This window comes from Halomonas sp. SS10-MC5, from assembly GCF_015992245.1.
GTDB classification, from domain to species: domain Bacteria; phylum Pseudomonadota; class Gammaproteobacteria; order Pseudomonadales; family Halomonadaceae; genus Halomonas; species Halomonas sulfidoxydans.
Map to the genome: position 1 here is coordinate 517,607 of NZ_CP065435.1, position 26,784 is coordinate 544,390.

At 68.1% G+C, this 26,784-nt stretch carries 28 protein-coding genes; 20 read left to right on the top strand and 8 right to left on the bottom strand.

Features of this window, described 5'->3' with window-relative positions; all coding sequences use genetic code 11:
* Positions 1–126: 126 nt before the first annotated feature.
* From I4484_RS02390 to rimI, 5 genes are all read left to right on the top strand, one after another.
* Entirely contained in the window at positions 127–513 is a 387-nt protein-coding gene (locus I4484_RS02390; RefSeq protein WP_197449449.1) for a hypothetical protein, read from the top strand.
* Positions 514–589: 76 nt separating this feature from the next.
* On the top strand, positions 590–2,020 hold the full coding sequence (locus I4484_RS02395; protein ID WP_197449450.1) for an MFS transporter: 1,431 nt from the start codon (positions 590–592) through the stop codon (positions 2,018–2,020).
* Between the two features lie 27 nt (positions 2,021–2,047).
* Positions 2,048–2,356 (top strand): BolA family transcriptional regulator, encoded by a 309-nt coding sequence (locus I4484_RS02400; protein ID WP_197449451.1) that lies wholly within the window; start codon positions 2,048–2,050, stop codon positions 2,354–2,356.
* Positions 2,353–3,165 carry a hypothetical protein gene (locus I4484_RS02405; protein ID WP_197449452.1) on the top strand — a complete coding sequence of 271 codons (813 nt, stop codon included), beginning with the start codon at positions 2,353–2,355 and terminating at the stop codon, positions 3,163–3,165. Before I4484_RS02400 ends, I4484_RS02405 begins: the two co-directional genes overlap by 4 nt.
* Positions 3,158–3,619 carry a ribosomal protein S18-alanine N-acetyltransferase gene (gene rimI, locus I4484_RS02410; RefSeq protein WP_197449453.1) on the top strand — a complete coding sequence of 154 codons (462 nt, stop codon included), beginning with the start codon at positions 3,158–3,160 and terminating at the stop codon, positions 3,617–3,619. The genes I4484_RS02405 and rimI overlap by 8 nt, the downstream gene beginning before the upstream one ends.
* Before the next feature lie 50 nt (positions 3,620–3,669).
* On the opposite strand, the gene I4484_RS02415 is transcribed toward rimI, so the two are convergent.
* Both I4484_RS02415 and rsmD read right to left on the bottom strand, forming a co-directional pair.
* The gene (locus tag I4484_RS02415) at positions 3,670–3,861 is read right to left on the bottom strand and encodes a cell division protein ZapB (RefSeq protein WP_197449454.1); all 192 of its coding nucleotides are present in this window, start codon (positions 3,859–3,861) and stop codon (positions 3,670–3,672) included.
* 122 nt (positions 3,862–3,983) lie between these two features.
* On the bottom strand, positions 3,984–4,598 hold the full coding sequence (gene rsmD / locus I4484_RS02420; RefSeq protein WP_197449455.1) for a 16S rRNA (guanine(966)-N(2))-methyltransferase RsmD: 615 nt from the start codon (positions 4,596–4,598) through the stop codon (positions 3,984–3,986).
* A gap of 90 nt (positions 4,599–4,688) precedes the next feature.
* Here rsmD and ftsY point away from each other — a divergent pair, with 90 nt between their 5' ends.
* From ftsY to rpoH, 4 genes are all read left to right on the top strand, one after another.
* Positions 4,689–6,101 (top strand): signal recognition particle-docking protein FtsY, encoded by a 1,413-nt coding sequence (gene ftsY, locus I4484_RS02425; protein ID WP_197449456.1) that lies wholly within the window; start codon positions 4,689–4,691, stop codon positions 6,099–6,101.
* Complete coding sequence (ftsE, locus tag I4484_RS02430) at positions 6,098–6,766, top strand: cell division ATP-binding protein FtsE (protein ID WP_197449457.1); 669 nt, start codon at positions 6,098–6,100, stop codon at positions 6,764–6,766. The genes ftsY and ftsE overlap by 4 nt, the downstream gene beginning before the upstream one ends.
* The gene (ftsX, locus tag I4484_RS02435) at positions 6,763–7,737 is read left to right on the top strand and encodes a permease-like cell division protein FtsX (protein WP_197449458.1); all 975 of its coding nucleotides are present in this window, start codon (positions 6,763–6,765) and stop codon (positions 7,735–7,737) included. The genes ftsE and ftsX overlap by 4 nt, the downstream gene beginning before the upstream one ends.
* 165 nt (positions 7,738–7,902) lie before the next feature.
* Positions 7,903–8,769, top strand: coding sequence for an RNA polymerase sigma factor RpoH (gene rpoH, locus I4484_RS02440; protein WP_197449459.1), 867 nt, complete (start codon positions 7,903–7,905; stop codon positions 8,767–8,769).
* Between the two features lie 69 nt (positions 8,770–8,838).
* On the opposite strand, the gene slmA is transcribed toward rpoH, so the two are convergent.
* The 5 genes from slmA to coaBC all read right to left on the bottom strand — a co-directional run bounded on the left by slmA (position 8,839) and on the right by coaBC (position 13,774).
* Complete coding sequence (gene slmA, locus I4484_RS02445) at positions 8,839–9,453, bottom strand: nucleoid occlusion factor SlmA (protein WP_197449460.1); 615 nt, start codon at positions 9,451–9,453, stop codon at positions 8,839–8,841.
* A gap of 73 nt (positions 9,454–9,526) precedes the next feature.
* Positions 9,527–10,447, bottom strand: coding sequence for an acetylglutamate kinase (gene argB / locus I4484_RS02450; protein ID WP_197449461.1), 921 nt, complete (start codon positions 10,445–10,447; stop codon positions 9,527–9,529).
* Between the two features lie 31 nt (positions 10,448–10,478).
* The gene (locus tag I4484_RS02455; RefSeq protein ID WP_197449462.1) at positions 10,479–11,876 is read right to left on the bottom strand and encodes a phosphomannomutase/phosphoglucomutase; all 1,398 of its coding nucleotides are present in this window, start codon (positions 11,874–11,876) and stop codon (positions 10,479–10,481) included.
* Between the two features lie 99 nt (positions 11,877–11,975).
* Positions 11,976–12,446, bottom strand: a complete 471-nt coding sequence (gene dut, locus I4484_RS02460; protein ID WP_197449463.1) for a dUTP diphosphatase — start codon at positions 12,444–12,446, stop codon at positions 11,976–11,978.
* 41 nt (positions 12,447–12,487) lie between these two features.
* Complete coding sequence (gene coaBC / locus I4484_RS02465; RefSeq protein ID WP_197449464.1) at positions 12,488–13,774, bottom strand: bifunctional phosphopantothenoylcysteine decarboxylase/phosphopantothenate--cysteine ligase CoaBC; 1,287 nt, start codon at positions 13,772–13,774, stop codon at positions 12,488–12,490.
* A 135-nt stretch (positions 13,775–13,909) separates the two neighbouring features.
* Between coaBC and radC the strand changes: the two genes are divergently transcribed.
* From radC to I4484_RS02520, 11 genes are all read left to right on the top strand, one after another.
* On the top strand, positions 13,910–14,584 hold the full coding sequence (gene radC / locus I4484_RS02470; RefSeq protein ID WP_197449465.1) for a DNA repair protein RadC: 675 nt from the start codon (positions 13,910–13,912) through the stop codon (positions 14,582–14,584).
* 171 nt (positions 14,585–14,755) lie between these two features.
* The gene (rpmB, locus tag I4484_RS02475) at positions 14,756–14,992 is read left to right on the top strand and encodes a 50S ribosomal protein L28 (protein WP_197449466.1); all 237 of its coding nucleotides are present in this window, start codon (positions 14,756–14,758) and stop codon (positions 14,990–14,992) included.
* A 24-nt stretch (positions 14,993–15,016) separates the two neighbouring features.
* On the top strand, positions 15,017–15,172 hold the full coding sequence (rpmG, locus tag I4484_RS02480; protein ID WP_016417370.1) for a 50S ribosomal protein L33: 156 nt from the start codon (positions 15,017–15,019) through the stop codon (positions 15,170–15,172).
* 134 nt (positions 15,173–15,306) lie between these two features.
* Positions 15,307–16,137: a bifunctional DNA-formamidopyrimidine glycosylase/DNA-(apurinic or apyrimidinic site) lyase gene (mutM, locus tag I4484_RS02485; protein ID WP_197449467.1), complete on the top strand. Its 831-nt coding sequence runs from the start codon at positions 15,307–15,309 to the stop codon at positions 16,135–16,137.
* A 22-nt stretch (positions 16,138–16,159) separates the two neighbouring features.
* Positions 16,160–17,350 carry a class I SAM-dependent rRNA methyltransferase gene (locus I4484_RS02490; RefSeq protein WP_197449468.1) on the top strand — a complete coding sequence of 397 codons (1,191 nt, stop codon included), beginning with the start codon at positions 16,160–16,162 and terminating at the stop codon, positions 17,348–17,350.
* Position 17,351: 1 nt separating this feature from the next.
* Positions 17,352–17,666 (top strand): DUF2007 domain-containing protein, encoded by a 315-nt coding sequence (locus I4484_RS02495; protein ID WP_197449469.1) that lies wholly within the window; start codon positions 17,352–17,354, stop codon positions 17,664–17,666.
* Between the two features lie 31 nt (positions 17,667–17,697).
* Positions 17,698–18,138 carry a thioesterase family protein gene (locus I4484_RS02500; RefSeq protein WP_197449470.1) on the top strand — a complete coding sequence of 147 codons (441 nt, stop codon included), beginning with the start codon at positions 17,698–17,700 and terminating at the stop codon, positions 18,136–18,138.
* Between the two features lie 172 nt (positions 18,139–18,310).
* On the top strand, positions 18,311–19,426 hold the full coding sequence (ald, locus tag I4484_RS02505) for an alanine dehydrogenase (protein ID WP_197449471.1): 1,116 nt from the start codon (positions 18,311–18,313) through the stop codon (positions 19,424–19,426).
* A gap of 304 nt (positions 19,427–19,730) precedes the next feature.
* Positions 19,731–20,756 (top strand): tryptophan--tRNA ligase, encoded by a 1,026-nt coding sequence (locus tag I4484_RS02510; protein ID WP_197449472.1) that lies wholly within the window; start codon positions 19,731–19,733, stop codon positions 20,754–20,756.
* Between the two features lie 117 nt (positions 20,757–20,873).
* Positions 20,874–22,079, top strand: coding sequence for a YeeE/YedE family protein (locus I4484_RS02515; protein WP_197449473.1), 1,206 nt, complete (start codon positions 20,874–20,876; stop codon positions 22,077–22,079).
* A gap of 92 nt (positions 22,080–22,171) precedes the next feature.
* Positions 22,172–23,848: an NAD-dependent malic enzyme gene (locus I4484_RS02520; RefSeq protein WP_197449474.1), complete on the top strand. Its 1,677-nt coding sequence runs from the start codon at positions 22,172–22,174 to the stop codon at positions 23,846–23,848.
* A 129-nt stretch (positions 23,849–23,977) separates the two neighbouring features.
* On the opposite strand, the gene acnA is transcribed toward I4484_RS02520, so the two are convergent.
* Positions 23,978–26,728 (bottom strand): aconitate hydratase AcnA, encoded by a 2,751-nt coding sequence (gene acnA / locus I4484_RS02525; RefSeq protein WP_197449475.1) that lies wholly within the window; start codon positions 26,726–26,728, stop codon positions 23,978–23,980.
* Between the last annotated feature and the right edge of the window lie 56 nt (positions 26,729–26,784).

Consider the following 26,784-nt stretch of genomic DNA (forward strand, 5'->3'; position numbering starts at 1 on the left):
CATTCCCCCGTCGCGTTACCTCTTCTGACGGATCAACCCCGACTTCTCTGCCGACCGGCGGAAGTATTGGTAAGCGGCGGCGCTAGCGCCCATAATGATCACCGTTTCGACGTCGAGGAGACCGCGATGAAACTGCTCAACCGCTCCGCCCTGAGCGTCAGGCCGACCCGGCACTTCGTGGACTGGATCAACGCCCTGGAACCCACCATGGGGGAGGACGACCTCACCCTGGCCGACGTCGAACGCGAAAGCACCGTCTACCTGATTCCCGAGATGGACACCCCGGAGGCGCTGGAGGCCTTCGTGCGGGAGCGCTACCTCGAGATCCTCGAGACCGAGCTGCGCGCCTGGGAAGAGGACGAGCGTCAGTGGCCCGAGGCCCTGGACTGGGCGCTGTTCCAGCGCTTCCTGCAGGTCGAGCACAGCTACCTGGCCATCGACCTCGACGACGAGACGGCGCTGGAGATCTCCGAGGTCGACGATTCCCTGCTGCTGGAGACGGATCAGGACTGATTCGCTCCTTCGTTGATCTTCGAGAACCGGCTGCGGCCGGTTTTCTCGTTATGTACCAAGCCCTGATGGGAACCAAATGAGCCGACTCTTTTCCACCCGGCCCGGCGACGACGGCCTGCCGGGGCCCGAGCGACGCCTGGCGGTACTGGCGCTGATCCTCGGTACGCTGATGGCCGTGGTCGACGTCACCATGGTCAACATTGCGCTGCCGTCCATGGCGCGTGACCTCGAGGTCTCCGACGCCCGCGCGGTCTGGGTCACCAACCTGTTCCAGATCGTCTGCGCCGCCTTCCTGCTGGTGTGCGCCTCCTTCAGCGAGATGATCAGTCGCCGCCGGCTCTACGTGGCCGGGCTGGCGCTGTTCGTGGTTGCCTCGTTGGGTGCGGCACTGTCGCGCAGCCTGGAGTGGCTGCTGCTCTTTCGGGCCCTGCAGGGGCTCGGGGCGGCGGCCACGCTCTCCATCGGCCCATCGCTCTATCGCTCGATCTTTCCCACTCGCCTGTTAGGCAGTGCCTTGGGGCTTTCCGCCCTGGTGGTAGCGGGCGGCTATGCCGCCGGACCGGCCTTGGGTGGGCTGGTGCTGTCGGTGGTCAGTTGGCCCTGGCTGTTCGCCCTGCACCTGCCGCTGGGGCTCGTCGCGCTGTGGCTGGCGTGGCGTGCGCTGCCCCGCGAGAAGGGGCGCCGCGGCGGCTTCGACGGTCGCGGGGCGCTGGGCTCGGTGGTCACGCTGGGAAGCTTCTTCCTGGCCATGGATACCCTGGGCCACGGTGCGGCGCCGTGGCAGTCGCTGGCCTGGCTGACGCTCAGCGTGGTGACGGGCGGGCTGTTCCTGCGCCGCCAGCGCCGGGCCAGCCACCCACTGCTGCCGCCACGGCTGTTCCGGGTGCCGCGCTTCCGCCTGGCGGTGTCGGCGTCGGGGCTCGCCTTCGTCGGTCAGGGGCTGGCCTTCGTCGCGCTGTCGTTCCTTTACCAGCAGGAGATGGGGTTCTCGCCGCTGCACACCGCCTGGCTGTTCACGCCCTGGCCGTTGGCCATCATGCTGGTCGGCCCCCTGGCCGGTCGCCTGGCCGACCGGATGAATCCCAGCCTCATGGCCAGCCTGGGGCTGGTGGTGCTGATGCTGGGGCTCGCCTCGCTGGCGCTGCTGCCGCAGGCGGCCGGTGTGCTGGACAGCCTGTGGCGCACGGCGCTGTGCGGCATCGGCTTCGGTCTGTTCCAGCCGCCCAACAACCGCGAAATGATGACCAGTGCGCCGCACGAACTGAGCACCAGCGCCTCGGGCGTGCTCAGCACCACGCGTACCGTGGGCCAATCCCTCGGCGTGGCGCTGGTCGGTGCCTTCATGGCGGCCAATGCGCCGGTGCAGGCCACGCTGTGGGCTGGCTGCCTGGCCTGCCTGCTGGCGCTCCTGGCCAGCCTGGCGCGGGTGTCACTGGCCGGCGCCGCCCAGGCGGGCTGTCGCGAGGAGGCCGCGCAGGTGCAGTCGCCGAGCAAGCGAGTACAATGACCTGACATCCATGATCGAGGAGCCCTCATGAGCGTTCAGGCCGATATCGAAGAGAAGCTGCAGGCCCTCGAACCCACCCATATGGCGGTGGAGAACGAGAGTCATCGGCATGCCGTGCCGGCCAATTCCGAAACCCACTTCAAGGTCACGGTGGTGTCCGAACACTTCCAGGGATTGATGCCGGTGAAGCGCCACCAGCGTCTCTATGCGCTGCTGGCCGATGAGCTCTCGGGGCCGGTGCATGCCCTGGCCCTGCATCTCTATACCCCGCAGGAGTGGGCCGCCCGCGGCGAGGCGCGCCCCGACTCCCCCAACTGCCGTGGTGCCGGTGCGTGACTACCGAACCGCAGCGTCTGCAGTACCTGGAGGCGATGGGGCTGACGGCCTGGGTGGCGCGTTACCGGCTGCCCCACGCACGGCCGACCGAGGCCTGCGCGTGGGAGCTGCCCGAGCGGCCCGCCGCCACGCCGCCCGCCGAGCGCCTGCATGCGCTGCTCGACGAGGCGGATGCCGCCGCGCGCCAGGCCCCTCCCGGACCGCCGGCCGCGGAGCCGCCGAGGGCGTCGTCTCCCAACCGCGCTCGTCAGCTGCTGGGCATCGCCTCTGCCGATGAGGAGGCCGGGCCGGCGGCCAGCGAGGCGGCGGCTCCCGAGGCGGCAAAGCCGGGCCAGGAGCCGCTGCGCTTCACCCTGCAGGTGGCGTGCCTGGCAGGGCGCTGGCTGGTGACCGTGCCCGGGGAGGCGCCGCCGGGCGACCAGGGACAGCTGCTGGGCAACCTGCTGCAGGCGGCCGGGATCGCAGCCGAGCCCTCGCTGGTCTTCGAGACGTTTCGCTGGCCGCCGATGGAGAACCTGCCGGTCGAGGCGCCGCTGGAAGAGGCGCGCGAGGGGCTGCAGGCCTTCATCGAAGGCACGCGTCGACGGGGCTGGGCGCTCGAACGTATCCTGGTGTTCGGTCGCGACGAAGCCCTGGATCGGCTGCTTGGCCCGCAGCAGGGCGCATTCGAGCTGCTTGGCCTGCCCGCGTGGCAGGGGCCCGCGCTGGGCGAGCTGGCGCAGAGCGCCGCGGCCAAGCGTGAACTGTGGCCTACCCTGCTGGAGTGGCGGCGGGCCTGGTCCCGGTCTGACAGCGAGACCGATGACTGAACTCGCCATCCATCGGTTGACGACCGACGATCTGGAGCGCCTGGTGGCGCTGGAGAACTGTCAGCTGCGCCCCTGGTCACGTCGCCAGCTCGAGGCCGCCCTGAGCGATGCCGGCTGTCTGGTACTGGGGGCGGAGATGGCCGGCCGGCTCGTCGGCCATGCCGTGGTCGCCAGGCTGCCCTTCGAGGCGGAACTACAGGCCATGCTGGTGGCGCCCGACATGCGTCGGCGCGGCCTGGCCGCCGCGCTGCTGGAAACGACGATCGAGCAGTGCCGGCAATGGGGCAGCGAGCGGCTGCTGCTCGAGGTAAGAGCGGGCAATGTGCCGGCCCTCGAACTCTATCGCCACGCGGGCTTCGGCGAGGATGGGCGGCGCCGCGGCTATTACCCGCCTCTGGAGGAGGCGGCCGACGCACGCAGGGAGGATGCCGTTCTGATGTCGCGTCGGCCTTGAGACGGCTGGTGCGGTGAGGCGCCAGGACGCACGGCCGGAAACGCCAGGGCTCAGCCTCGCTCGGTTTCCACCTCGTCGAACTTGCCCAGCAGCGCGGTCAGGCGGCGCTCCCACTCCTCGCGCTCGTGCTTCAGCCGGCTGTTCTCCTCGCGCAGTTCCTCGGCCTCCATCTTCAGCAGTTCCAGGGCCTCGACGGCACTGGCCACTTTCTGTTCGAGCCGGTTGAAGAGTTCGGTGCTCATCGTGTTCTCCTGAATGACGTCCTGCCGGGGCGGGCGCCTGCCCGCGCTGATTCCGTTGCGCAGCGTAACGCCGAGGCCAAGGCTCGGCAAGCGTAGCCGAACGGCGACGCCGGGCCGGCTGACTACCGGCGCCGGTAGAGTCGCCCGGTACTATCGCCGGCCCGCACCTCGCGATGCAGCGCCCAGTTGGCGGGAACGTGTACGTCGAGCGCCGTTTCGGCCTCCAGGTAGATCCACGCCTCCGCGGCGAGCCAGCCCCGCTCCAGGTATTCGCAGCAGGGCTCCGCCAGGCCTTGGCGGAAGGGTGGATCGAGGAAGACCAGGGTAAAGGCAGCGTCGGCCGACCCGGCGGCGAGCAGGGCGAGGGCATCCCCGGCCTGCACCCGGCCCCGCTCGCTGGCGCCCAGGGTGCGGAGATTGTCCGCAAGAGCTCCGGCGACCCTGGCGTCGCGTTCGACGAACAGCACCGAGGCCGCGCCGCGGGAAAGCGCTTCGAGACCCAGTGCGCCGGTGCCGGCGAACAGGTCGAGCGCCTGTGCGCCCGGCGTGGCCGCGGCCAGCCAATTGAACAGGGTCTCGCGCACCCGGTCGGGCGTGGGGCGCAGGCCCGGGCTGTCGAGTACCGGCAGCAGGCGTCGGCGATACTCGCCGCCGATGATGCGCAGGCGGCCGCTACCCTTGGACGGGCGAGCGCCGGGGCGGGAGCGTGAACGAGGGGAGGAGCGGCGACGTGTCATGCGGCGGAATTGTACCCGGCGCCGTGTCCACAGTCATGGTGCGCGGTGTTAGGATGTAGCGATCATTCACCCGTGAGGCTGAATTCCCCCATGTTCGGTTTTTTCAAGCGCAAGAAGCAGCAGGAATCCCAGCAGGAAGAGCAGCAGGAGCGGCAGTCGACTCAGCCTGATGAAGAGCACGAGGAGGAGGCGTCCCGCGAAGGTGCGCCGACGAGTGAAACGGCTGCCGAGGCGGAGCGGGAGGCGGCGCCCGCCGAGCCGGACGTCGTCGACGCCCCGCGCCCCGAGGAGACCGCCATGGCTGGCCCGGCGGCGGATGAGGTGCGTGACCGGACCGAAGCAGTCGATGAGGTCGGCCGGGAAGAGGAGAACGAGGTGCTGCGTGAGGAGGCGCTGGCCTCCGAGCCCGAGCCTCAATCACAACCCGAACCCGAACCCGAACCCGAACCCGAGCCCGAGCCTCAATCACAACCCGAACCCGAACCCGAACCCGAACCCGAACCCGAACCCGAGCCTGCCCGCCCGGCGCTGCAGGAGAAACCGGCCGCCGAGAAGCGGGGCTGGTTCGCGCGCATCCGCTCGGGCCTGGGCAAGACCCGCGCCAACCTCACCGAGGGTGTCGCCGGGCTGTTCCTGGGCAAGAAGCAGATCGACGACGAGCTGATCGAGGACCTCGAGACCCAACTGCTGATGGCCGACGTGGGGATCGAGGCCACCAGCGAGATCATCGAGCGTCTTACCGAGCGCGTCTCGCGCAAGGAGCTCAAGGAGCCCCAGGCACTCTATCGTGCGCTGCAGGACGAACTCACCGTGATGCTCGACGCCGTGGCCAAGCCTCTCGTGCTGCCGGCCAAGAGCGAAGGGCCTTTCGTGATCCTGGTGGTTGGCGTCAACGGTGTCGGCAAGACCACCACCATCGGCAAGCTGACCCAGCGCTTCCAGCGCGAGGGGCGCAGCGTGATGCTGGCCGCCGGCGACACCTTCCGTGCCGCCGCGGTGGAGCAGCTCAAGGTATGGGGCGAGCGCAACAAGGTGCCGGTGATCGCCCAGCACACCGGCGCCGACAGCGCCTCGGTGATCTACGATGCCGTGGCGTCGGCCAAGGCGCGCAAGGTTGACGTGCTGATCGCCGACACCGCCGGGCGGCTGCACAACAAGAGCCACCTGATGGAAGAGCTCAAGAAGGTGCACCGGGTAATGGGCAAACTCGACGGGGATGCCCCCCATGAGGTGATGCTGGTGCTCGATGCCGGCACCGGCCAGAACGCGCTCTCCCAGGCCAATACCTTCAACGAGGCGGTGCCGGTCACCGGCATCACCCTGACCAAGCTCGACGGTACCGCCAAGGGCGGCATCATCTTTGCCCTGGCCAAGCAGCTCGGCACGCCGATCCGCTTCATCGGCGTGGGCGAGGGCCTCGACGACCTGCGCCCCTTCGAGGCCCGCGATTTCGTCGACGCCCTCTTCGACCAGGGCGACGGGGGGGCTGCCGCCTCGTCATGATCCTCTTCGAGCATGTGGGGAAACGCTACGGCGGGCGCTTCGAGGCACTCGCCAACATCGATTTCCGCGTGCAGCGCGGCGAGATGCTCTTCCTCACCGGCCATTCGGGCGCCGGCAAGAGTTCGCTGCTGCGCCTGATCATGCTGCTGGAGCGGCCGACTCGCGGCCGGGTGCTGGTCGCCGGGCACGACATCGGCCGCCTGCACCCCAGCCAGGTGCCCTATTACCGCCGCCAGATCGGCGTCGTGTTCCAGGACCACCAACTGCTGCTCGACCGCTCCATTTTCCACAACGTGGCGCTGCCGCTGGAGATCCGCGGGGTCGATCCGCGTGAGGCGGCCCGCCGGGTGCGCGCGGCGCTGGACAAGGTGGGGCTGCTGCATCGCGAGAAGGCACTGCCCATCGAGCTCTCCGGCGGCGAGCAGCAGCGGGTGGGTATCGCCCGGGCGGTGGTCAACAAGCCCTCGCTGCTGCTCGCCGACGAGCCTACCGGTAACCTCGACCCGCAGCTCTCGGCCGACATCATGGCGCTGTTCGAGGACTTCAACCGCATCGGCACCACCGTGATGATCGCCAGCCACGACCTGGCGCTGATCGCCCGCCTGCGGCACCGCGTGCTGCGCCTGCGCGATGGGCGTCTGGTAGCCGACGAGGAGGCCGCATGAGCCGGCAGCCGCCCGCGCCGCCGCGCGGCGCGCGCACTCAGCGCACCCGCTCCTCCAGCCGCTTTCGCGGCTGGCTGCGCCACCATCGTGCCATGTGCCTCGATAGTGCCCGGCGCCTGCTGCGAGCCCCCATCGGCAGCCTGCTCACCATGCTCGCCATTGCCATTGCCCTGGTATTGCCGGCGGCGCTGTGGCTGGCGCTGGACAGTGCGCGCCTGCTCGATGCCGAACTCGACGAGAGCGCTACCCTGACGGCCTACCTGGAGCGCCACGTGGACGAGGCCCAGGCCGGGCGCATCGGCGAGGCCGTGGCCGCCCAGCAGGGCGTCGCCCGCAGCCGCCTGATCACTGCCGCCGAAGGCATGGCGGAGTTCCAGCAGGCGCTGGGGTTGGACGATGCCTTGGGTCGGCTCGAGGACAACCCGCTGCCGGCCAGCATCGTGGTGGTGCCCGTCGACCCGGCCCCCGAGGCAGTGCGCCGGCTCGCCGGCGAACTCGAGACGTTGAGCGGCGTCGACGAGGTGCGGCTCGACCTGGCCTGGCTCGAGCGGCTGCGCCACCTGGCCGAATTGGGCAGCCGCCTGGCCCTGGCGCTCGGCGTGCTGTTCGGCCTGGGCGTGCTGCTGGTGGTGGGCAACACCATCCGCCTGGCGGTGGAGAGCCGCCGCCAGGAGATCGAGGTGGTGATGCTGATCGGTGCCACCCATGCCTTCGTGCGCCGCCCCTTCCTCTACAGCGGGGCCTGGTACGGGCTCGGCGGCGGCCTGCTCGCCTGTGGGCTGCTGGGGCTCGGCAACCAGTGGCTGGCGGCGCCGGTCAGCGCCCTGGCGGCGAGCTACGGTGCCACCTTCACACTGCCGCGGCTGGGGCCGGGGGGCTCGGCAACGCTGCTGTTGTGCAGTACACTATTGGGCTGGCTGGGTGCCTGGATCGCCGTGAGCCGCCACCTCGCGGAGGTGCGGCCCCGATAGGCCCATCCTCTGGCGATACCGGCCGCATCCGCTCGCTGGCGACATCGTGCGGCATCTGCCACCCTGTCGCCAGACAGGGAACATTATCGATATTCGATCGTCAAACAAGCGGTTGAAACAGACATCGGTCTTTATGTAGATGGGTTTTCAGGGAGACAACCTGCTATGAGCACCAGTCTTCTTCCGGTGGGCCAGCTCTCACCGGGACATGACCTCAACGGGTACATCCAGGCGGTCAATGGCATTCCCATGCTGACCGCCGAGGAAGAGCGCGAACTCGCCTTCCGCCTTCACGACGAAGGCGACCTGGAGGCGGCGCGTCGCCTGGTGCTGTCGCATCTGCGCTTCGTCGTGCACATCGCACGCAGCTACTCAGGTTATGGCCTGCCCCAGGCCGACTTGATCCAGGAGGGCAACGTGGGCCTGATGAAGGCCGTCAAGCGCTTCGATCCCAACCAGGGGGTGCGGCTGGTCTCCTTCGCCGTGCACTGGATCAAGGCCGAGATCCACGAATTCGTGCTGCGCAACTGGCGCATCGTCAAGATCGCCACCACCAAGGCCCAGCGCAAGCTATTCTTCAACCTGCGCAGCGCCAAGAAGCGCCTGGCCTGGTTGAACAACGACGAGGTCGACGCCATCGCCCGCGACCTCGACGTCAAGCCCGAGGTGGTGCGCGAGATGGAGGGCCGCCTCTCGGCCCACGATGCCGGCTTCGACGTCTCGCCGAGCGACGACGAGGAGGCCGCCTACCAGGCGCCGGTCCACTACCTGGACGATGACGGCTCCGATCCCGCCGTCCAGCTCGAGGACAGCGACTGGGAAGACGATGCCAATCGTCGCCTGAAGATGGCCCTGGAGGCGCTGGACGAGCGTTCCCGCGACATCCTCCAGCGTCGTTGGCTGGCCGACGACAAGGCCACGCTGCACGATCTGGCCGATGTCTACGGCGTCTCCGCCGAGCGCATCCGACAGCTCGAGAAGAACGCCATGAAGAAGATCCGTCAGCAGCTGGGCGACACCCTGGCGGCCTGAGCGCCACATTGCCCCGACGACGAAGCCCCGGTTCCGTGAACCGGGGCTTTTGCTTGGCGGGCTGGGCGCCTACGCGCTCTGGGTGATCGGCGTGCGCATCAACTGGGCCGAGAGCAGCGCCCACTGGTCGTCCCAGTGCTCGGTGGGGCGACGCTGGAAGTCGCTGCGCACGTACTGGGAGATGCGCCCCTCCGCCACGGCCATCAGCAGGTTGGCGGTGGCCGATACCGGCAGTACGGTACGCTGCCGTTCGCGCAGTTCGGCTTCGCGCAGCACCTGCTTGAGCTGGGTCTCCAGGCGTTCGAAAAGCTGGTGGATACGCAGCCGCAGCCGCTCGGTCTCGCCGGTCAGGACGTCGCCCTCGAGCAGGCGCGAGAGGCCCGGGTTCTTCTCGGCGAAGGCCAGCAGCAGGGTGAGGATCTGCCCGCAGCGCGGCACGGCCTCGTGCATCTCGTCGAGGATGCGGCTGATGCGCTCGAACAGGGTCTCCTCGATGAACGAGATCAACCCCTCGAACATGCGGGCCTTGCTCGGGAAATGGCGGTATAGCGCGGCTTCGGAAACGCCCACCTGGCGCGCCAGCGCCGCGATGGTGATGCGTTTGCCGCTGTCTTCTTCCAGCATCAGGGCGAGCGCCTGCAGGATCTGCTCGCGCCGGCTGGAGGTCTGTGTTGCCTGCGTCATGTCGAAGTGTGTCTTCTGGTTATTGGGTGGCCGGAGGTGCTCGCCCCATGGCCGGCACGGGGCGAGCGCCTCTTCAGGCGCTGTCGTTCCCTTGCTGGTCGGCATCGGTGATCAGGGTGCCGACCCCGGCATTGGTGAAGATTTCCAGCAGCGTGGCATGCGCCACGCGGCCATCGATGATATGCGCACTGCGTACGCCTCCCTTCACGGCGTCGAGCGCGCAGCGGATCTTGGGCAGCATACCACCATGAATGGTGCCGTCGGCGATCAGGGCGTCCACCTGGGCGGTGGTCAGCCCGGTGAGTACCTCGCCCTCGGCGTTCATCAGGCCGGCCACGTTGGTCAGCAGCATCAGTTTCTCCGCCCCCAGCGCCTCGGCCACCTTGCCCGCCACCAGGTCGGCGTTGATGTTGTAGCTGTGACCCTTGGCGTCGACGCCGATGGGGGCGATCACCGGAATGAAGTCGCGCTCGGCGAGCATCTCGATCAGGTCGGTGGAGACATGCTCGACCTCGCCCACGTGGCCGATGTCGATGATCTCGGGGGCAGTCATTTCCGGCGTCTGGTGCTCGACCTTGAGCTGGCGAGCGCGGATCTGGGCGCCGTCCTTCCCGGTGAGGCCGATCGCCTTGCCGCCGCACTGGTTGATCAGGTTGACGATCTCCTTGTTGACCAGCCCGCCGAGCACCATTTCTACCACATCCATGGTCTGCGAGTCGGTAACCCGCATGCCATTGACGAAGCGCGACTCGATCTTGAGCTTGGCCAGCAATTCCCCGATCTGCGGGCCGCCGCCATGTACCACCACGGGATTGATGCCGACCTCCTTCATCAGCACCATGTCGCGGGCGAAGGAGTCGATTAGGGCATCTTCGGTCATGGCATTGCCGCCGTACTTGACGACGACGGTCTTGCCGGAGAAACGCTGGATGTAGGGAAGTGCCTCGGAGAGCACTTCCACTACCAACCGCGGGTCACGGGTCGTTTCGGTCATGGTCCTTCCTCGGGGATACGAAACGCCGCCGTCAGCTCGGCAGCGTCAGCGCCGGGTCGACCTGCTTGAGGGCGTCGGCGAAACGGTTACGAATACGCTCGAGGGCGGCGTCGCTCTTGCCCTCGAAGCGCAGCACCAGCACCGGCGTGGTGTTGGAGGCGCGGCACAGCCCCCAGCCGTCGGGATAGTCGACGCGGATGCCGTCGAGGGTGGTCTTGACGCCGTCCTCGCCGAAGTCGCCCTCGCGGGCCAGCTTGTCGACCAGCTCGAACTTGTTCTCGTCGGTCACGTGGACGTTGATCTCCGGCGTGCCGAGGTCCTGCGGGTAGCGGGCGAAGAAGGTGTCGGCGTCGTCTTCCTGCTTGGAGAGGATCTCGAGCAGCCGGGCGGCGCCGTAGATGCCGTCGTCGAAGCCGTACCAGCGCTCCTGGAAGAAGATGTGGCCGCTCATCTCGCCGGCGAGCTGAGCCCCGGTCTCCTTCATGCGCGCCTTGATCAGCGAGTGCCCGGTGCGCCACATCTCCGGCGTGCCGCCGGCCCGCTCGACCACGCCCGCCAGGTTGCCGGTGCACTTGACGTCGAAGATCACGCGGGCGCCGGGATTGCGCGACAGCATGTCCTCGGCGAAGGCCATCATCAGGTGATCGGGGTAGATCAGCTTGCCGCTCGGCGTGACCACGCCGAGGCGGTCGCCGTCACCGTCGAAGGCCAGGCCGATGTCGGCGCCGGTCTCCTTCACCGCACGCATCACGTCCTGCAGGTTCTCCACCTTGCCCGGGTCGGGGTGGTGGTTGGGAAAGTTGCCGTCGATCTCGGCGAACAGCGGCACGGTGTCGGCACCGAGCCGCTCGATCAGCTTGGGCCCCAGCTCGCCGGCCACGCCGTTGCCGCAGTCGACCACCGCCTTGAGCGGGCGCTCGAGACGGATGTCGCCGACGATGCGCTCGAGGTAGGCGTCGCGCACGTCCTCGTGCCGCACGCTGCCCTGGCCCTCGGCGAGATCGCCGGACTCGATGCGCTTGTACAGCGCGGTAATCGCCTCGCCGGAGAGCGTCTCGCCGCCCAGCACGATCTTGAAGCCGTTGTAGTCCGGCGGATTGTGGCTGCCGGTGACCATCACCCCCGAGGCGGTGCCTTCGAGGACATGGGTGGCGAAGTAGAGCACCGGCGTGGGCACCATGCCGATGTCGATCACGTCGCGGCCGGCGGCGGTCAGGCCGCGCATCAGCGCCTCGCTCAGCCGCGGGCCGGAGAGGCGGCCGTCGCGGGCCACCACCACGGTGGACTCGTTGCGGGCGGCGGCCTCCGAGCCGATGGCTCGGCCGATCTGCTCGACGGTCGCCTCGGTCAGGGTGTCGTCGACGATGCCGCGAATATCGTAGGCGCGGAATATGGAGGCCGGTATGGGGCTGTTCTCGACTTGGCTCATAGCGGTTCCTTGTCAGACAGTGGTGGGTTCGTTGATGCCAGGTTGCGACGGCGCTGCCGGGCGTCACCGCTCCTTGGGACGCTTGCGGCGTTCTTGCGGTCAGTGGCGGCCCGAGCTGCCGAAGCCGCCTTCACCGCGTAGGCTGGCCTCGAAGTCATCGACGACGTCGAGCTCGGCCTGGACCACCGGTACCAGCACATACTGGGCCAGGCGCTCGAAGGGCTCCAGCACGAAGGTGTTGGTGCCGCGGTTCCACACGGAGATCATCAGCTCGCCCTGGTAGTCGGAATCGATCAGACCCACCAGGTTGCCGAGCACGATGCCGTGCTTGTGGCCCAGCCCGGAGCGCGGCAGGATCAGGCCGGCCAGGTCCGGGTCGCCGATATGGATCGCGAGCCCGGTGCGCACCAGTTCGCACTGGCCGGGCTCGAGGGTCAACGGCGCATCGAGCAGCGCACGCAGGTCCATCCCGGCGGAGCCCAGGGTGGCGTAGCGGGGCATGTAGTCGTGCAGCCGCTCGTCGAGCAGCTTGACGGCCAGGCGCGGTTGTCGGGGTCGGGAATCGGACATGGTGGCTCCGTCGGTTCTGCGGGTTCCGGGCAGGTTTGGGTTCAGTGTACGGGGCGGGAGGTCAGGCAGCCGAGCGCTCGCTCGATCACTGCCCTGGCCAGCTCGCGCTTGGGCTGCGGCGGCAACTGCTCGCCGCCTTCCCCTTCGCCGTCGCGCCACAGCAGCAGGGCGGCGTTGTCGTCGGCGCCGAAGCCGAGCCCTGCGGCCGAGACGTCGTTGGCGACGATCATGTCCAGCCGCTTGCGCTCGAGCTTGTCGCGCGCATAGGCCTCGAGATCGCGGGTCTCGGCGGCGAAGCCCACCACGAAGGGGCGTCCCCCGGCCGCATCGCGCGTATGGGCGATATCGGCAATGATATCGGGGTTCTTGATCAGCTTCAGGGTCAGGCCTTCCTCGCCTTCGCGCTTCTTGATCTTGTGTTCGGCGGCCGTCGCGGCGCGATAGTCGGCCACCGCGGCGCAGCCGATGAACAGGTCGCAGTCGGCCGCCAGGCGGCGGCTCGCCTCGTGCATCTGGCGCGCCGTCTCCACATCGGTGCGCTCGACTCCCACGGGGGTCGGCAGGCTCACCGGCCCGCTGATCAGGCTGACCCGGGCGCCGAGCTCGGCCGCGGCGGCGGCCAGGGCGAAGCCCATCTTTCCCGAGCTGTGGTTGGAGAGGTAGCGCACCGGATCGAGCGGCTCGCGGGTGGGGCCGGCGGTGATCACCACGTGCAGGCCCCGGGCCGGGGCGTCCCCGACCCGCGCCGCCTGGCCTTGTGCAGCCTCGCGGCTGGGCTGAATGAGTTCGGCCACGATCGCCTCGGGCTCGAGCATGCGGCCCGGCCCCACGTCGCCGCAGGCCTGGTCGCCGCTGGCCGGCCCCAGCAGCCGCCAGCCGTCCTGTGCGAGGCGTTCGGCGTTGCGCTGGGTGGCGACATGGCGCCACATGGCCTGGTTCATGGCCGGCGCCATCACCTTTTCGGCGTCGCTGGCCAGGCACAGGGTGGTGAGCAGGTCGTCGGCCATGCCCAGAGCCAGGCGTGCCATCAGGTCGGCGGTGGCCGGGGCGATCAGGATCGTCTCGGCCCAGCGGGCCAGCTCGATATGCCCCATGCCGGCCTCGGCTTCGGGATCGAGCAGCGAGGTGCGCACCGGCTCGCCGGTCAGCGCCTGCAGCGTCAACGGGGTGATGAAGGCCTGGGCGCCTTCGGTCATGACCACGCGAACCTCGCAGCCCGCCTGCTTGAGCAGCCGGGCGAGCTGGGCGCTCTTGTAGGCGGCGATGCCGGCACTGATGCCGAGCAGGATGCGCCGGCCGGCAAACCGTTGTGCGAGTTGCGTTGCCATGCTGTTTCCCTGAGCTGAAACCCGACCGCCTACCTTACCACTGCCGTTGAAGTTGCGCAGCCGCAGCCTTCGGCCAAGGTCGGTTACAATGGGTGACTTCCTATCACCAGGGAAAGCGTAGCAAGGAGACAGGGGATGTCGATTCGCGACTGGCCCGAGGGCGAGCGCCCGCGGGAAAAACTGCTGACGCTGGGCGCCGAGGCACTGTCGGATGCCGAGCTGCTGGCGATCTTCCTGCGCGTAGGAGTAGCGGGGCGTTCGGCGGTGGACCTGGCCCGCGACCTGCTCGGCGCGTTCGGCGGCCTGCGCCAACTGCTCGAGGCCGACCAGGCTCGCTTCTGCGCCGAACGCGGGCTGGGCACGGCCAAGTTCGTCCAGCTCCAGGCCACCCTCGAGCTCTCCAAGCGTCATCTTGCCGCCGAGCTCGCGCGCGGCAATGCGCTGACCTCGCCCACCCTGGTGCGCGCCTATCTGGCCACCCAGTTGCGCCACCTGGGCCACGAGGAGTTCGCTGCGCTGTTCCTCGACACCCAGCATCGCGTGATCCGCTTCGAGTCGCTGTTCCGCGGCACGCTGGACAGCGCCTCGGTCTACCCCCGCGAGGTGGCGCGCCGCGCGCTGGAGCTGGGCGCCGGGGCGCTCATCTTTGCCCATAACCACCCTTCCGGCGTGGCCGAGCCCTCTGACGCCGACCGGCGCATCACCGAGCGGCTGCGCGAAGCGCTGGGATTGTTCGAGATCCGCGTGCTGGACCACTTCGTGGTCGGCGATGGGGAAGTCGTATCTTTTGCAGAGAGAGGGTGGCTTTAGGCGGCAGGAAAGGTAGAATACGCGCCTACTATTGCCTGCCGGGGCGCACTCTGCTATAAAGTGCAGCCTTTGAATTCCCTTGGGTCAAATGACAACGGGGTCGTTCCCGGTTTGCCCGACAGGTTTTGAACACACAGGTTTGACCACCTGGCCAAGCGGTTGGAGGCTCCCATGTCCAAAGTATGTCAGGTTACCGGCAAGCGCCCGGTGACTGGTAACAACGTTTCACACTCCCAGCGCAAGACCCGCCGTCGTTTCTTGCCGAACCTGCACACCCACCGCTTCTGGGTGGAGTCCGAGAACCGCTTCGTCAAGCTGCGGGTTTCCTCCAAGGGTATGCGCATCATCGACAAGAAGGGCATCGACGAGGTGCTCAGCGACATCCGCAAGCGCGGCGAAGCCGTCTAAGCGAACCTCAGGGAGACAGCAGTCATGCGTGACAAGATCAAGTTGGTGTCCAGCGCCGGTACCGGCCACTTCTACACCACCGACAAGAACAAGCGGAACACCCCGGACAAGCTCGAATTCAAGAAGTACGATCCGGTTGTCCGCAAGCACGTGATGTACAAGGAAGCCAAGATCAAGTGAGCCGATCCGGCGTCCGCCGCTGTCGACGGGCGCCCTTGGCGGCTTGACGGCTTCCAGCCGCAGGTAGCAAGACCTGTCCTCCTGAACCCGGCCCTGCCGGGTTCAGGCGTATCTATTCCCCGGATTTACTCGCCATGCCCGAGCTTCCCGAAGTCGAGACCACCCGCCGCGGCATCGCTCCTCACGTGGAGGGGCGCGAGATCGTCGAGGCGATCGTGCGCCAGCCGCGCCTGCGCGTGCCGGTGCCGGACGACTTCATCGAGCGCCTGGTGGGCTCGCGCATCGGCGTCCTGGCGCGCCGCGCCAAGTACCTGCTGCTGCCGATCGAGGGCCGGGGCGAGGGCGCCGGCAGCCTGATCTGGCACCTGGGCATGTCGGGCAGCCTGCGCATCGTCCGGCTGGGCGAACTGCCCAGGAAGCACGACCATGTCGACCTGGTGCTCGACGACGGTGGCATCCTGCGCTACCACGATCCGCGCCGCTTCGGCTTCGTCGACTGGCTTGCCGGAAGCCGGGAGAGCGACCCGCGCCTGGCGAACCTGGGGCCCGAGCCGCTCTCCGAGGCTTTCGACGGCGAGCGGCTCTACCGGCTCTCGCGCGGCCGACGCATGGCCGTGAAGCCGTTCCTGATGGACAATGCCGTAGTGGTCGGCGTGGGCAACATCTACGCCAGCGAGGCGCTGTTCCTGGCCGGCATTGACCCGCGCCGGGCGGCGGGGCGCATCTCCCGCGAGCGCTACGCGCGCCTGGCCGCGGCGGTACGCGAGGTGCTCGCCGCGGCCATCACCCAGGGCGGCACCACCCTGCGCGACTTCGTCAGCGGCACCGGCGAGCCGGGCTACTTCAAGCAGCGTCTCAACGTCTATGGCCGCCATGGCCAGGGCTGCCGGCGCTGCAATGGCGAGCTGCGGCTGGTGACGCTGGGCCAGCGGGCCAGTGTGTTCTGTCCTTCTTGCCAACGATGATTACCATTCCACGAGACCTGCCATGACCCAGACCCTGCGCCTCAAGAAGAATGCCGATCGCCGCCTCAAGGCCGGCCACCTGTGGCTCTACTCCAACGAGGTCGACACCGAGGCCACGCCGCTCAAGGGCCTCGAGCCGGGCGCCCAGGTGGTGGTCGAGGCCGCGGGCGGCAAGGCCATGGGCGTGGCCTACGTCAACCCCAACTCGCTGATCTGCGCCCGGGTGGTGTCGCGCGACCCCGGCATGCGCCTCGACCGTTCGTTGCTGGTGCACCGCTTCAACCAGGCGTTGGCCCTGCGCCAGCGGCTCTACGCCAAGCCGTTCTACCGCCTGGTGCACGGCGAGGGCGACCTGCTGCCGGGGCTGGTGGTGGACCGCTTCGACGACGTGCTGGTGGTGCAGCTCAATACCCTGGGCATGGAGCGCCTGGCCGAGGAGGTCGTGGCCGCGCTCGACAAGGTGCTCTCGCCACGGGTCATCGTGTTCAAGAATGACTCCTCCGGGCGGCGCCAGGAGCAGCTCGAGCGCCAGGTCACCGTGGCCAAGGGCGAACTCGACGGCCCCGTGCTGATGGAAGAGAACGGCGTGCGCTTCCACGCGCCGGTGCTCGACGGGCAGAAGACCGGCTGGTTCTTCGATCACCGCGCCAACCGCGCCTGGCTCAATGGCCTGGTGGCCGGCAAGCGGGTGCTCGACCTGTTCAGCTACGTCGGCGGCTGGGGCGTGCAGGCGGCGGCCCACGGCGCCCGCGAGGTGCTGTGCGTGGACGCCAGCGCCCAGGCGCTGGAACGGGTGGCCGAGAATGCGGCCCTGAACGGCCTGCACGAGCAGGTGGCGGTAGGCGAAGCCGACGCCTTCGAGGCGCTGGCGGCGCTCAAGGCCGACGGCGAGCAGTTCGACGTGGTGATCCTCGACCCCCCGGCCTTCATCAAGAAGCGCAAGGACATTCCCAACGGTGAGCGCGCCTATGCCAGGCTCAACCGCGAGGCGATGCGCCTGCTGGGACGCGACGGCCTGCTGCTGTCGGCCTCCTGCTCCATGCACCTGGCGCCGGAGCGGCTGGTGGACGTGGTACGCGGCGCGGTGCGCCACCAGGATCGTCATGGGCAGGTGATCTACCAGGGTCACCAGGCGGCGGACCATCCGGTACACCCGGCGATTCCCGAGACGGCTTATCTGAAGGCGCTCGGCGTCAGGGTTTTCAGGGATTGAGATGGGCGGCTACGTTCGTGTCTTCGCGCACTCCAACGCGCTGCTGGTCAGCCACGTGCACAACCTGCTGGCGGCGGCGGGAATTCCCGTGGAGCTGCGCAACATGGTGCTGGGCGGCGGTGCGGGCGAGCTGCCGCTGGGCGAGTGCGAGCCCGAGGTATGGGTGGCGCCACACAACCGTGAACGCGCCGAGGCGCTGATCCACGAGGCCATGACGGGCGGCAGTGAAGCGCCGGGCTGGACCTGTTCCGGCTGTGGTGAGGCGTTGGAGGGAGTGTTCGAGGCCTGTTGGCGCTGTGGTGCGACGAGAGACTGAGCTGGCGAAGTAACCCGGCAAGGAGGCGACATTGTCACAGGAGTGGGATCTTCCCGACCCGTACGTCATCGAGCTCGAGGTGGAGGCCTCGGCCATCGACGAGTACGGCCATGCCAACAATGCCGCGTACCTGCGCTGGGTCGAGCAGGTGAGCTGGGCGCATTCGCGGCATCTGGGCCTCGACCTGGCGCGCTATCGGGAACTGGACCGTGCCATGGCCGTGCATCGCCACGAGCTCGACTACCTGGCACCCGCCTTCGAGGGGGAGCGCCTTGCGCTGGCCACCTGGATCGTCGGCTGCGACGGTCGCCTGACCCTGACCCGGCGCTTCCAGCTCGTCCGACCCGCCGACGGTCGCACCCTGCTGCGGGCGCGCACCCGCTTCGCCTGCATCGAGCTCACCACGGGCCGGCCGCGGCGCCTGCCCGTGGAGTACGTGGCCATCTACGGTGGCGCGCTCATTGCCGAGTGATGCTGCGATTTTTTTGTTGAATCCTTGGCTGAGGTGCTGATTTTCTTCTGCTAGTTGTCCTTTCACGATTTTTTACCGTTCTTTATGCGGGGTGCTTCATGTTTGGACTGTCTGTGCTGTAATTCGCCTGTCATACCCTAACAACAGGCGTCGAACGCTCAGGAGGTGTCCCATGAAGATCGCCGTGCCGAAGGAAATCAAGAACCATGAATATCGCGTCGCCCTGACGCCGACAGGGGCTCGAGAGCTGGTGGCCCGCGGTCATTCGGTCACCGTGCAGGCTGGCGCCGGCGTCGGTGCGGGCTTCTCCGATGCCGATTATGAAGCGGCCGGGGCCCGGCTCGAGGCGGACCTGGCCACGCTGTGGGGCGACGCCGAGCTGATCCTCAAGGTCAAGGAGCCGCAGCCGGAGGAAGTGGCACGCCTCACCCGCGGCCAGACCCTGTTCACCTACCTGCACCTGGCGGCCGAGGAGAAGCTGACTCGTGGGCTGATGGAGAGCGGGGCCACCTGCATCGCCTACGAGACCGTCACCGACCGCCAGGGCGGCCTGCCGCTGCTGGCGCCGATGAGCACCGTGGCCGGCCGCATGGCGGTACAGGCCGGGGCCCATAGCCTGGAGAAGGCCCAGGGCGGTTCCGGGGTGCTGCTGCCCGGCGTGCCCGGCGTGGCGCCCGGCAAGGTGGCGGTCATCGGCGGCGGCGTGGTGGGCGAGAACGCCGCGCGCATGGCGCTGGGTCTGGGCGCCGAAGTGACCGTACTCGACAAGTCGATCCCGCGCCTCGAAGTGCTCGACGACCGCTACCAGGGCCGCATGAAGACCGTCTTCTCCACTGCCGACGCCATCGACGAGGCGGTGCGCGAGAGCGACCTGATCGTCGGCGCCGTGTTGATTCCCGGTGCCGCCGCGCCCAAGCTGATCACTCGCGCGATGCTCGCCGACATGAAGCCCGGCAGCGTGCTGGTGGACGTGGCCATCGACCAGGGCGGCTGCTTCGAGACCAGCCGTGCCACTACCCATGCCGAGCCGACCTACCTGGTCGACGGCATCGTTCACTACTGCGTGGCCAACATGCCGGGTGCGGTGGCGCGTACCTCGACCCAGGCGTTGACCAACGCCACCATGCCGTTCGTTATTGCCCTGGCCGACAAGGGCTGGAAGCGGGCGCTGGCCGACGATGCCCACTTCCTGCCCGGCCTCAACGTCCACGACGGCCAGGTCACCTACCGCGCCGTGGCCGAAGCCTTCGGCCTTGAGAGTGTCGATCCCGCGCGCCTGGTGAGCTAAACACTCTGCACCTAGGCATCGTTGTGGCGAGCGGCGCCGGGGATAGGCCGCAGTGGAGGTCCGATGCCATGGGTGAGGAGCATTGCTCCGAACGGGCTGGCCATGGATGGCCAGCACCGGTCCTGCAAGCGGAGCAGGATGCGAGAGCGAATCAGGGCATCGGTAGCGCCCAGGGATGGGTTTACAGCGCCTCACGGAGGCCTGTCGCCGGGAAAGCCGCGGGGGACCGCATCGGGCCAGGTCGCCTTGACCGTCCCCTCGCGTTACCATAGCGGGCATTTCCGATCAGCAGAGTCCGCTTTCCATGAGTGCAGCTTCCCAGAAGACACGCGTTCTCACCGGCATTACCACCACCGGCACGCCCCACCTGGGCAACTACGTCGGCGCCATCAAGCCGGCCATCGCCGCGAGCCAGGACCCCAGCGTGCAGTCCTACTACTTCCTCGCCGACCTGCATGCGCTGATCAAGTGCCAGGATCCACGCCGGGTGCAGGAGTCGCGCCTGGAGATCGCCGCCACCTGGCTGGCGCTGGGGCTCGACACCGACAACGCCATCTTCTACCGCCAGTCGGACATTCCCGAGATCCCTGAGCTGACCTGGATGCTGTCGTGCGTCTGCGCCAAGGGCCTGATGAACCGCGCCCACGCCTACAAGGCGGCAGTGGCCGAGAACGAGGCCGCCGGCAACCAGGACCCCGACAAGGGCATCACCATGGGGCTATTCGGCTACCCGGTGCTGATGGCTGCCGACATCCTCATGTTCAACGCCAACAAGGTGCCGGTGGGTCGCGACCAGATCCAGCACATCGAGATGGCTCGCGACATGGGTGGGCGCTTCAATCACCTCTACAAGGGCGAATTCTTCACTCTGCCCGAAGCGGTGGTGGACGACGAGGTGGCGGTGCTCGGCGGTCTCGACGGACGCAAGATGTCCAAGAGCTACAACAACACCATTCCGCTGTTCGTCTCCGAGAAGAAGCTGCTCAAGCTGGTGCGCAAGATCAAGACCAACTCGCTGGAGCCCGGCGAGCCCAAGGACCCGGAAGGTTGCACCCTGTTCCAGATCTACGCCGCCTTCGCCACACGTGAGGAGCGCGAGGCGATGCGCCGCGAGTACGCGAACGGCATCGGCTGGGGCGAGGTCAAGAATCGCCTGTTCGAACACCTCAACGCGCAGCTGCGCGAGCCCCGTGAGCGCTATGTGGCGCTCATGGAGGACCCCGGGCACATCGAAAGCGTGCTGCTCAAGGGCGCTGAGCGCGCCCGCGCCGAGGCCGCACCGTTCATGGACAAACTGCGTCATGCCGTGGGGCTGGGCCGTTTCGTCTGATCGGCCTCAGCCTCCGTACAGGGCGCCCCTGCGGCGCCCTGTCTCGTTGCGGCGGCCGGTTGGCGCGCATTGGCGAAACTTGCCACGCTGCATGAGAGAGTCGAGAGGAGAAGTCTCATGGTCACTGCGGTAGAGGCGGTACAACCGCGCCGGATCTCCCTGCTGCTGGGCGCGTTGGTAATGACGGGCGCGCTGCTGGTTGGACTGGCCTTCGGCGCGCGCCTGGGCCTGCTGATGATCGTCGGGGCGCTGCTCGGGGTTTCCCTCTACCACGCCGCCTTCGGCTTCACCGCCGCCTGGCGGGTCTTCATCAGCGAGCGCCGCGGGCGTGGGCTGCGCGCCCAGATGGTGATGCTGGCCATCGCCGTGGTGCTGTTCTTCCCCGCACTGGGTGCGGGTACGCTCTGGGGCCAAAGCGTGTCCGGTTTCGTGGCGCCGATCGGGGTTTCGGTGGTGGTGGGCGCGTTCCTGTTCGGCATCGGCATGCAGCTCGGCGGCGGCTGCGCCTCGGGTACGCTGTTCACCGCCGGCGGCGGCAACGCCCGCATGGCGATCACGCTGCTCTTCTTCATCGTCGGCTCGCTGATCGGCACCGCCCACTTCGCCTGGTGGATGGGTCTGCCGGCCCTCGAGCCGGTGTCGCTGGTGGCTACCTTCGGCGCAGGCGGCGGCATCGCCGTGAGCCTGGCGCTGTTCGGCGCCATTGCCGTGCTCACGGTACTGCTGGAGAAGCACCGCCATGGCCGTCTGGAGGAGGCGCCGCGGGCCAACTTCAGCCAGGGACGCTGGTTCACCGGGCCCTGGCCGCTGCTGTTCGGCGCGGTGGCGCTGGCGCTGCTCAACTTCACCACCCTGGCGCTGGCCGGCCGCCCCTGGGGCATTACCTCGGCCTTCGCCCTGTGGGGTGCCAAGGCATACGAATTCATCGGCGGTGACGTCAGCCAGTGGAGCTACTGGCAGAGCCCGGGCAACGCCGCGGCGCTCGAGGCCAGCGTGTGGAGCGACATCACCACGGTGATGAACGTGGGCATCATCCTTGGCGCCATGGTCGCTGCCACCCTGGCCGGGCGCTTCGCCCCGACCCTGCGCATCCCGCTGGGCTCGGTGATGGCGGCGATCATCGGCGGCCTGATGCTGGGCTACGGGGCCAGGCTGGCGTTCGGCTGCAACATCGGTGCCTACTTCAGCGGCATTGCCTCGGGCAGCCTGCACGGCTGGGTGTGGCTGGTGGCGGGCTTCGCCGGCAACATGCTCGGCGTGCGGCTGCGCCCGTGGTTTTTCGATCGTCCGCCCAGCAACAGGACACGCGCCAAGGTCAGCTGATGCGCCACGATGGCAGAGGCGTGGTAGAGTTGGCGCCAAGGCGCCAGTAGAGCGCCTACGGCCCGGTTCCAGTCACCGTATCGAGACAAGAGATGCCCGAAAGCAAACGTCCACTTTACATTCCCTACGCTGGCCCTCCGCTGCTCGAGATGCCGCTGCTCAACAAGGGCAGCGCCTTCACCCGCGAGGAGCGGCTCGAGTTCAACCTGGTCGGCCTGCTGCCGCAGAACGTGGAATCGATCGAGGAGCAGGCCGAACGCGCCTATCGCCAGTACCAGCAGTGCCACAGCGACCTTGAGCGGCACATCCACCTGCGGGCGATCCAGGACGACAACGAGACCCTCTACTACCACCTGGTGATGCAGCACCTCGAGGAGATGCTGCCGATCATCTACACCCCCACGGTGGGCCAGGCCTGCGAGGAGTTCTCCAACATCTACCGCAGCCACCGGGGCCTGTTCGTCAGCTACCCCGACCGCGAGCGTATGGACGACATCCTGCGCAGTGCCACCAAGGACCGGGTCAAGGTGATCGTGGTGACCGACGGCGAGCGTATCCTCGGCCTCGGCGACCAGGGCATCGGCGGCATGGGCATTCCCATCGGCAAGCTGGCGCTGTATACCGCCTGCGGCGGCATCAGCCCCGCCTATACGCTGCCGATCACCCTCGACGTGGGCACCAACAACCAGACCCTGCTCGACGATCCGATGTACATGGGCTGGCGGCATCCGCGTATCTCCCAGGAGGAGTACGACGCCTTCGTCGACGAGTTCATCGCCGCGGTGAAACGCCGCTGGCCCAACGTGCTGCTCCAATTCGAGGATTTCGCCCAGGCCAACGCCGTGCCGCTGCTGGAGCGCTATCGCGATCAGCTGTGCTGCTTCAACGACGACGTGCAGGGCACCGCTGCCGTGGCCGTGGGCACCCTGATGGCGGCCTGCCAGGCCCGCGACGAGACCATCGCCGACCAGCGCGTGGTGTTCGTCGGTGCCGGTTCCGCCGGCTGCGGCATCGCCGAGCAGGTGGTGGTGGCGATGCAGGCGGAGGGGCTCTCCGAGAAGGAGGCGCGGCGGCGCGTCTTCATGGTCGACCGCGATGGCCTGGTGACCTCGGACCAGCCGTGGCTGCGCGACTTCCAGCGGCGCCTGGCGCACGACCCGGAACTGGTCGCGGCGTGGCAGGATCAATCCCTGCTCGAGGTGGCGCGCCATATCAAGCCCACGGTGCTGATCGGCGTCTCGGGCCAGCCGGGACTGTTCTCCGAGGAGGTGGTCCGCGCCATGCACGCCGGCTGCGAGCGCCCGGTGATCATGCCGCTCTCCAACCCCACCTCGCGCGCCGAGGCCACGCCCGCGGACGTGATCGAGTGGACCGACGGTCAGGCGCTGGTGGCCACCGGCAGCCCCTTCATGCCGGTGGTGCACGATGGCAAGACCTATCCCATCGCTCAGTGCAACAACGCCTACATCTTCCCCGGCATCGGTCTCGGCGTGGTCGCCAGCGGTGCCAAGCGAATCACCGACACCATGCTGATGACCGCGTCCCGGGCGCTGGCTCGCGAGGCGCCGCTGGTCAAGGAGGGTGAAGGGGCGCTGCTGCCGCCGCTGTCGCATATCCGCGAACTCTCCAAGGCGATCGCCTTCGAGGTCGCTGCCCAGGCCCAGCAGGAGGGCGTGGCACTGCGTACCGACGGCATCAAGTTGCGCGAGGCGATAGAGCGCAGCAGCTGGACGCCGGAGTATCGCAGCTATCGGCGCCGCTCGTTCTAGGTGCAAGCTACGGGCTACGGGTCTCGAGCTGCGAGCAAGATGCAGCCCGCAACCCATAGCCTGACACAAAGAGGCCCCGTCGGCTGCCGACGGGGCCTTTCTCGTGTAGCGCAACAGGCAGGAAGGGGCTCAGGCTGCGCCGATCATTCGCCGCAGCACGTAGTGGAGGATGCCGCCGTGGCGGTAGTACTCCAGCTCGTTGGCGGTGTCGATGCGGCACAGCGCCTCGATGCGCTTCTCGCCCTTGTCGCTCTTGATGGTCACCGTCACCTTGCCGCCCGGGGTGAGGTCGGCCAGCCCCTCGATCGAGATCGTCTCGTCGCCGGTCAGGCCGAGGCTCTTGCGATCCTCGCCCTCGGGGAACTGCAGCGGCACCACACCCATGCCGATCAGGTTGGAGCGGTGGATGCGCTCGTAGGACTCGGCGAGCACCGCGCGCACGCCGAGCAGGCGCGTGCCCTTGGCCGCCCAGTCGCGTGACGAGCCGGTGCCGTACTCCTTGCCGGCTATCACGACGAGCGGCGTGCCCTTCTCCTGGTACTTCATGGCGGCGTCGTAGATCGCCATCTGCTCGCCCGAGGGCACGTGGCGGGTCTCGCCGCCGACCACGCCGTCGAGCATCTCGTTTCTGATGCGCACGTTGGCGAAGGTGCCGCGCATCATCACCTCGTGGTTGCCGCGCCGCGAGCCGTAGGAGTTGAAGTCCACCGGCTTGATGCCGCGCTCTTGCAGGTAGCGCCCGGCGGGGCTGTCGGGCTTGATCGAGCCAGCCGGCGAGATGTGGTCGGTGGTCACCGAGTCGCCCAGCAGGGCGAGGATATGGGCGTCCCGCACGTCCTCGATCGGGTCGGGGTCACGGCCCATGCCCTCGAAGAAGGGCGGGTGCTGGATGTAGGTCGAGGAGGGAGACCACTCGTAGACCTGGCTCTGCGGTACCTGCAGGGCCTTCCAGGTCTCGTCGCCTTCGAATACCTCGGCGTACTCCTTGCGGAACATCTCGGTCTTGACCTTCTCCACGGCGCTGGCGATATCGGCCTGGGAGGGCCAGATGTCATGCAGGTAGACCGGGTTACCGTCCCGATCCTCACCCAGCGGATCGCGGCTGAGGTCGAGGCGTACGTTGCCGGCCAGGGCATAGGCCACCACCAGCGGCGGCGAGGCGAGCCAGTTGGTCTTCACCAGCGGGTGGATGCGCCCCTCGAAGTTGCGGTTGCCGGAGAGCACCGAGGCCACGGTGAGGTCGCCGTCCTCGATCGCCTTCTCGATGGGCGGCGGCAGCGGGCCGGAGTTGCCGATGCAGGTGGTGCAGCCGTAGCCCACCAGGTTGAAGCCCAGGGCGTCGAGGTCTTCGTTGACGCCACCCGCTTCGAGATACTCGGTGACCACCTTGGAGCCCGGCGCCAGCGAGGTCTTGACCCAGGGCTTGGTCTTGAGCCCCTTGGCCAGGGCGTTGCGCGCCAGTAGCCCCGCGGCCATCATCACGCTGGGGTTGGAGGTGTTGGTACAGGAGGTGATCGCGGCAATCACCACGGCGCCCGGGTTGAGCATGAACCGCTCGCCGTCCATCTCGACGTCCTGGCTGTCGTGGTGCTCGTAGCTCTCGTGCACGCCGACGGCCGTCTGGCCGCCTTCGGAATTGAGCCGCCCGCGCTCCTCGCTGGGCGGGGCCTTGCCGTTTTCCTCGCCCGCCATCAGCTTCTCGAAGGTGGTCTTCATGTCTTTCAGGGCGACACGGTCCTGGGGGCGCTTGGGGCCGGCCAGGCTGGCCTCGACGTCACCGAGGTCGAGGTGCAGGGTGTCGCTGAAGATCGGTTCGTCCCCGGGCTCGCGCCACAGCCCCTGGGCCTTGCTGTACGCTTCCACCAGGGCGATCTGGGCATCGTCGCGGCCGGTCAGGCGCAGGTAGGCCAGGGTTTCGTCGTCGACCGGGAAGAAGCCGCAGGTGGCGCCATACTCCGGCGCCATGTTGGCGATGGTGGCGCGGTCGGCCAGCGGCAGGTCGGCCAGGCCGTCGCCGTAGAACTCGACGAACTTGCCCACCACACCGCGGCTGCGCAGCATCTGGGTTACCGTCAGCACCAGGTCGGTGGCAGTGATGCCCTCCTTGAGCTTGCCGGTGAGCTTGAAGCCCACCACCTCGGGGATGAGCATCGATACCGGCTGGCCGAGCATGGCGGCTTCGGCCTCGATGCCGCCCACGCCCCAGCCCAGCACGCCGAGGCCGTTGATCATGGTGGTATGGGAGTCGGTGCCCACCAGGGTGTCGGGGTAGGCGAAGGTCTTGCCGTCCTCCTCCTTGCTCCACACCGTGCGCCCCAGGTACTCGAGGTTGACCTGGTGGCAGATGCCGGTGCCCGGCGGCACCACGCGGAAGTTGTCGAAGGCCTGTTGGCCCCAGCGCAGGAACTCGTAGCGCTCGCGGTTGCGCTCCATCTCGATGGCGACGTTGTCCTTGAAGGCGGTGGGGTTACCGAACTTGTCGACCATCACCGAGTGGTCGATCACCAGATCCACCGGCGACAGTGGGTTGATGCGCGAGGGATCCTCGCCGAGCTTCTGCACCGCGGCGCGCATCGAGGCCAGGTCCACCACGCCGGGAACGCCGGTGAAGTCCTGCATCAGCACCCTGGCCGGGCGATAGCCGATCTCGCGGCTGGAGCGCCCGCCCTGCTGCCAGTCGACCAGCGCCTGAAGGTCCTCGCGGGCGACGCTCTCGTCGTCGGCGAAGCGTAGCTGGTTCTCCAGCAGGATCTTCAGCGTCTTCGGCAGCCTGTCGATGTTGCCCAGGGCGGCGGCTGCCTGCGGCAGGCTGTAGTAGTGGTAGGTGCTGCCGCCGACAGCCAGGGTCTGCTGGGTGTCCGGCATCTCGTCACGGCTCATGAAGGCCTCCTGTCACGATAGTGAACGGTCCTTTTCTTTGCTCTCATGCTTAGCAC

Coding starts and splice junctions, on each gene's coding strand:
- I4484_RS02390 (WP_197449449.1), top strand. CDS start 127: ATGAAACTGCTCAACCGCTCCGCCCTGAGCGTCAGGCCGACCCGGCAC.
- I4484_RS02395 (WP_197449450.1), top strand. CDS start 590: ATGAGCCGACTCTTTTCCACCCGGCCCGGCGACGACGGCCTGCCGGGG.
- I4484_RS02400 (WP_197449451.1), top strand. CDS start 2,048: ATGAGCGTTCAGGCCGATATCGAAGAGAAGCTGCAGGCCCTCGAACCC.
- rimI (WP_197449453.1), top strand. CDS start 3,158: ATGACTGAACTCGCCATCCATCGGTTGACGACCGACGATCTGGAGCGC.
- I4484_RS02415 (WP_197449454.1), bottom strand. CDS start 3,861: ATGAGCACCGAACTCTTCAACCGGCTCGAACAGAAAGTGGCCAGTGCC.
- rsmD (WP_197449455.1), bottom strand. CDS start 4,598: ATGACACGTCGCCGCTCCTCCCCTCGTTCACGCTCCCGCCCCGGCGCT.
- ftsY (WP_197449456.1), top strand. CDS start 4,689: ATGTTCGGTTTTTTCAAGCGCAAGAAGCAGCAGGAATCCCAGCAGGAA.
- ftsE (WP_197449457.1), top strand. CDS start 6,098: ATGATCCTCTTCGAGCATGTGGGGAAACGCTACGGCGGGCGCTTCGAG.
- ftsX (WP_197449458.1), top strand. CDS start 6,763: ATGAGCCGGCAGCCGCCCGCGCCGCCGCGCGGCGCGCGCACTCAGCGC.
- rpoH (WP_197449459.1), top strand. CDS start 7,903: ATGAGCACCAGTCTTCTTCCGGTGGGCCAGCTCTCACCGGGACATGAC.
- slmA (WP_197449460.1), bottom strand. CDS start 9,453: ATGACGCAGGCAACACAGACCTCCAGCCGGCGCGAGCAGATCCTGCAG.
- argB (WP_197449461.1), bottom strand. CDS start 10,447: ATGACCGAAACGACCCGTGACCCGCGGTTGGTAGTGGAAGTGCTCTCC.
- I4484_RS02455 (WP_197449462.1), bottom strand. CDS start 11,876: ATGAGCCAAGTCGAGAACAGCCCCATACCGGCCTCCATATTCCGCGCC.
- dut (WP_197449463.1), bottom strand. CDS start 12,446: ATGTCCGATTCCCGACCCCGACAACCGCGCCTGGCCGTCAAGCTGCTC.
- coaBC (WP_197449464.1), bottom strand. CDS start 13,774: ATGGCAACGCAACTCGCACAACGGTTTGCCGGCCGGCGCATCCTGCTC.
- radC (WP_197449465.1), top strand. CDS start 13,910: ATGTCGATTCGCGACTGGCCCGAGGGCGAGCGCCCGCGGGAAAAACTG.
- rpmB (WP_197449466.1), top strand. CDS start 14,756: ATGTCCAAAGTATGTCAGGTTACCGGCAAGCGCCCGGTGACTGGTAAC.
- rpmG (WP_016417370.1), top strand. CDS start 15,017: ATGCGTGACAAGATCAAGTTGGTGTCCAGCGCCGGTACCGGCCACTTC.
- mutM (WP_197449467.1), top strand. CDS start 15,307: ATGCCCGAGCTTCCCGAAGTCGAGACCACCCGCCGCGGCATCGCTCCT.
- I4484_RS02490 (WP_197449468.1), top strand. CDS start 16,160: ATGACCCAGACCCTGCGCCTCAAGAAGAATGCCGATCGCCGCCTCAAG.
- I4484_RS02495 (WP_197449469.1), top strand. CDS start 17,352: ATGGGCGGCTACGTTCGTGTCTTCGCGCACTCCAACGCGCTGCTGGTC.
- ald (WP_197449471.1), top strand. CDS start 18,311: ATGAAGATCGCCGTGCCGAAGGAAATCAAGAACCATGAATATCGCGTC.
- I4484_RS02510 (WP_197449472.1), top strand. CDS start 19,731: ATGAGTGCAGCTTCCCAGAAGACACGCGTTCTCACCGGCATTACCACC.
- I4484_RS02515 (WP_197449473.1), top strand. CDS start 20,874: ATGGTCACTGCGGTAGAGGCGGTACAACCGCGCCGGATCTCCCTGCTG.
- I4484_RS02520 (WP_197449474.1), top strand. CDS start 22,172: ATGCCCGAAAGCAAACGTCCACTTTACATTCCCTACGCTGGCCCTCCG.
- acnA (WP_197449475.1), bottom strand. CDS start 26,728: ATGAGCCGTGACGAGATGCCGGACACCCAGCAGACCCTGGCTGTCGGC.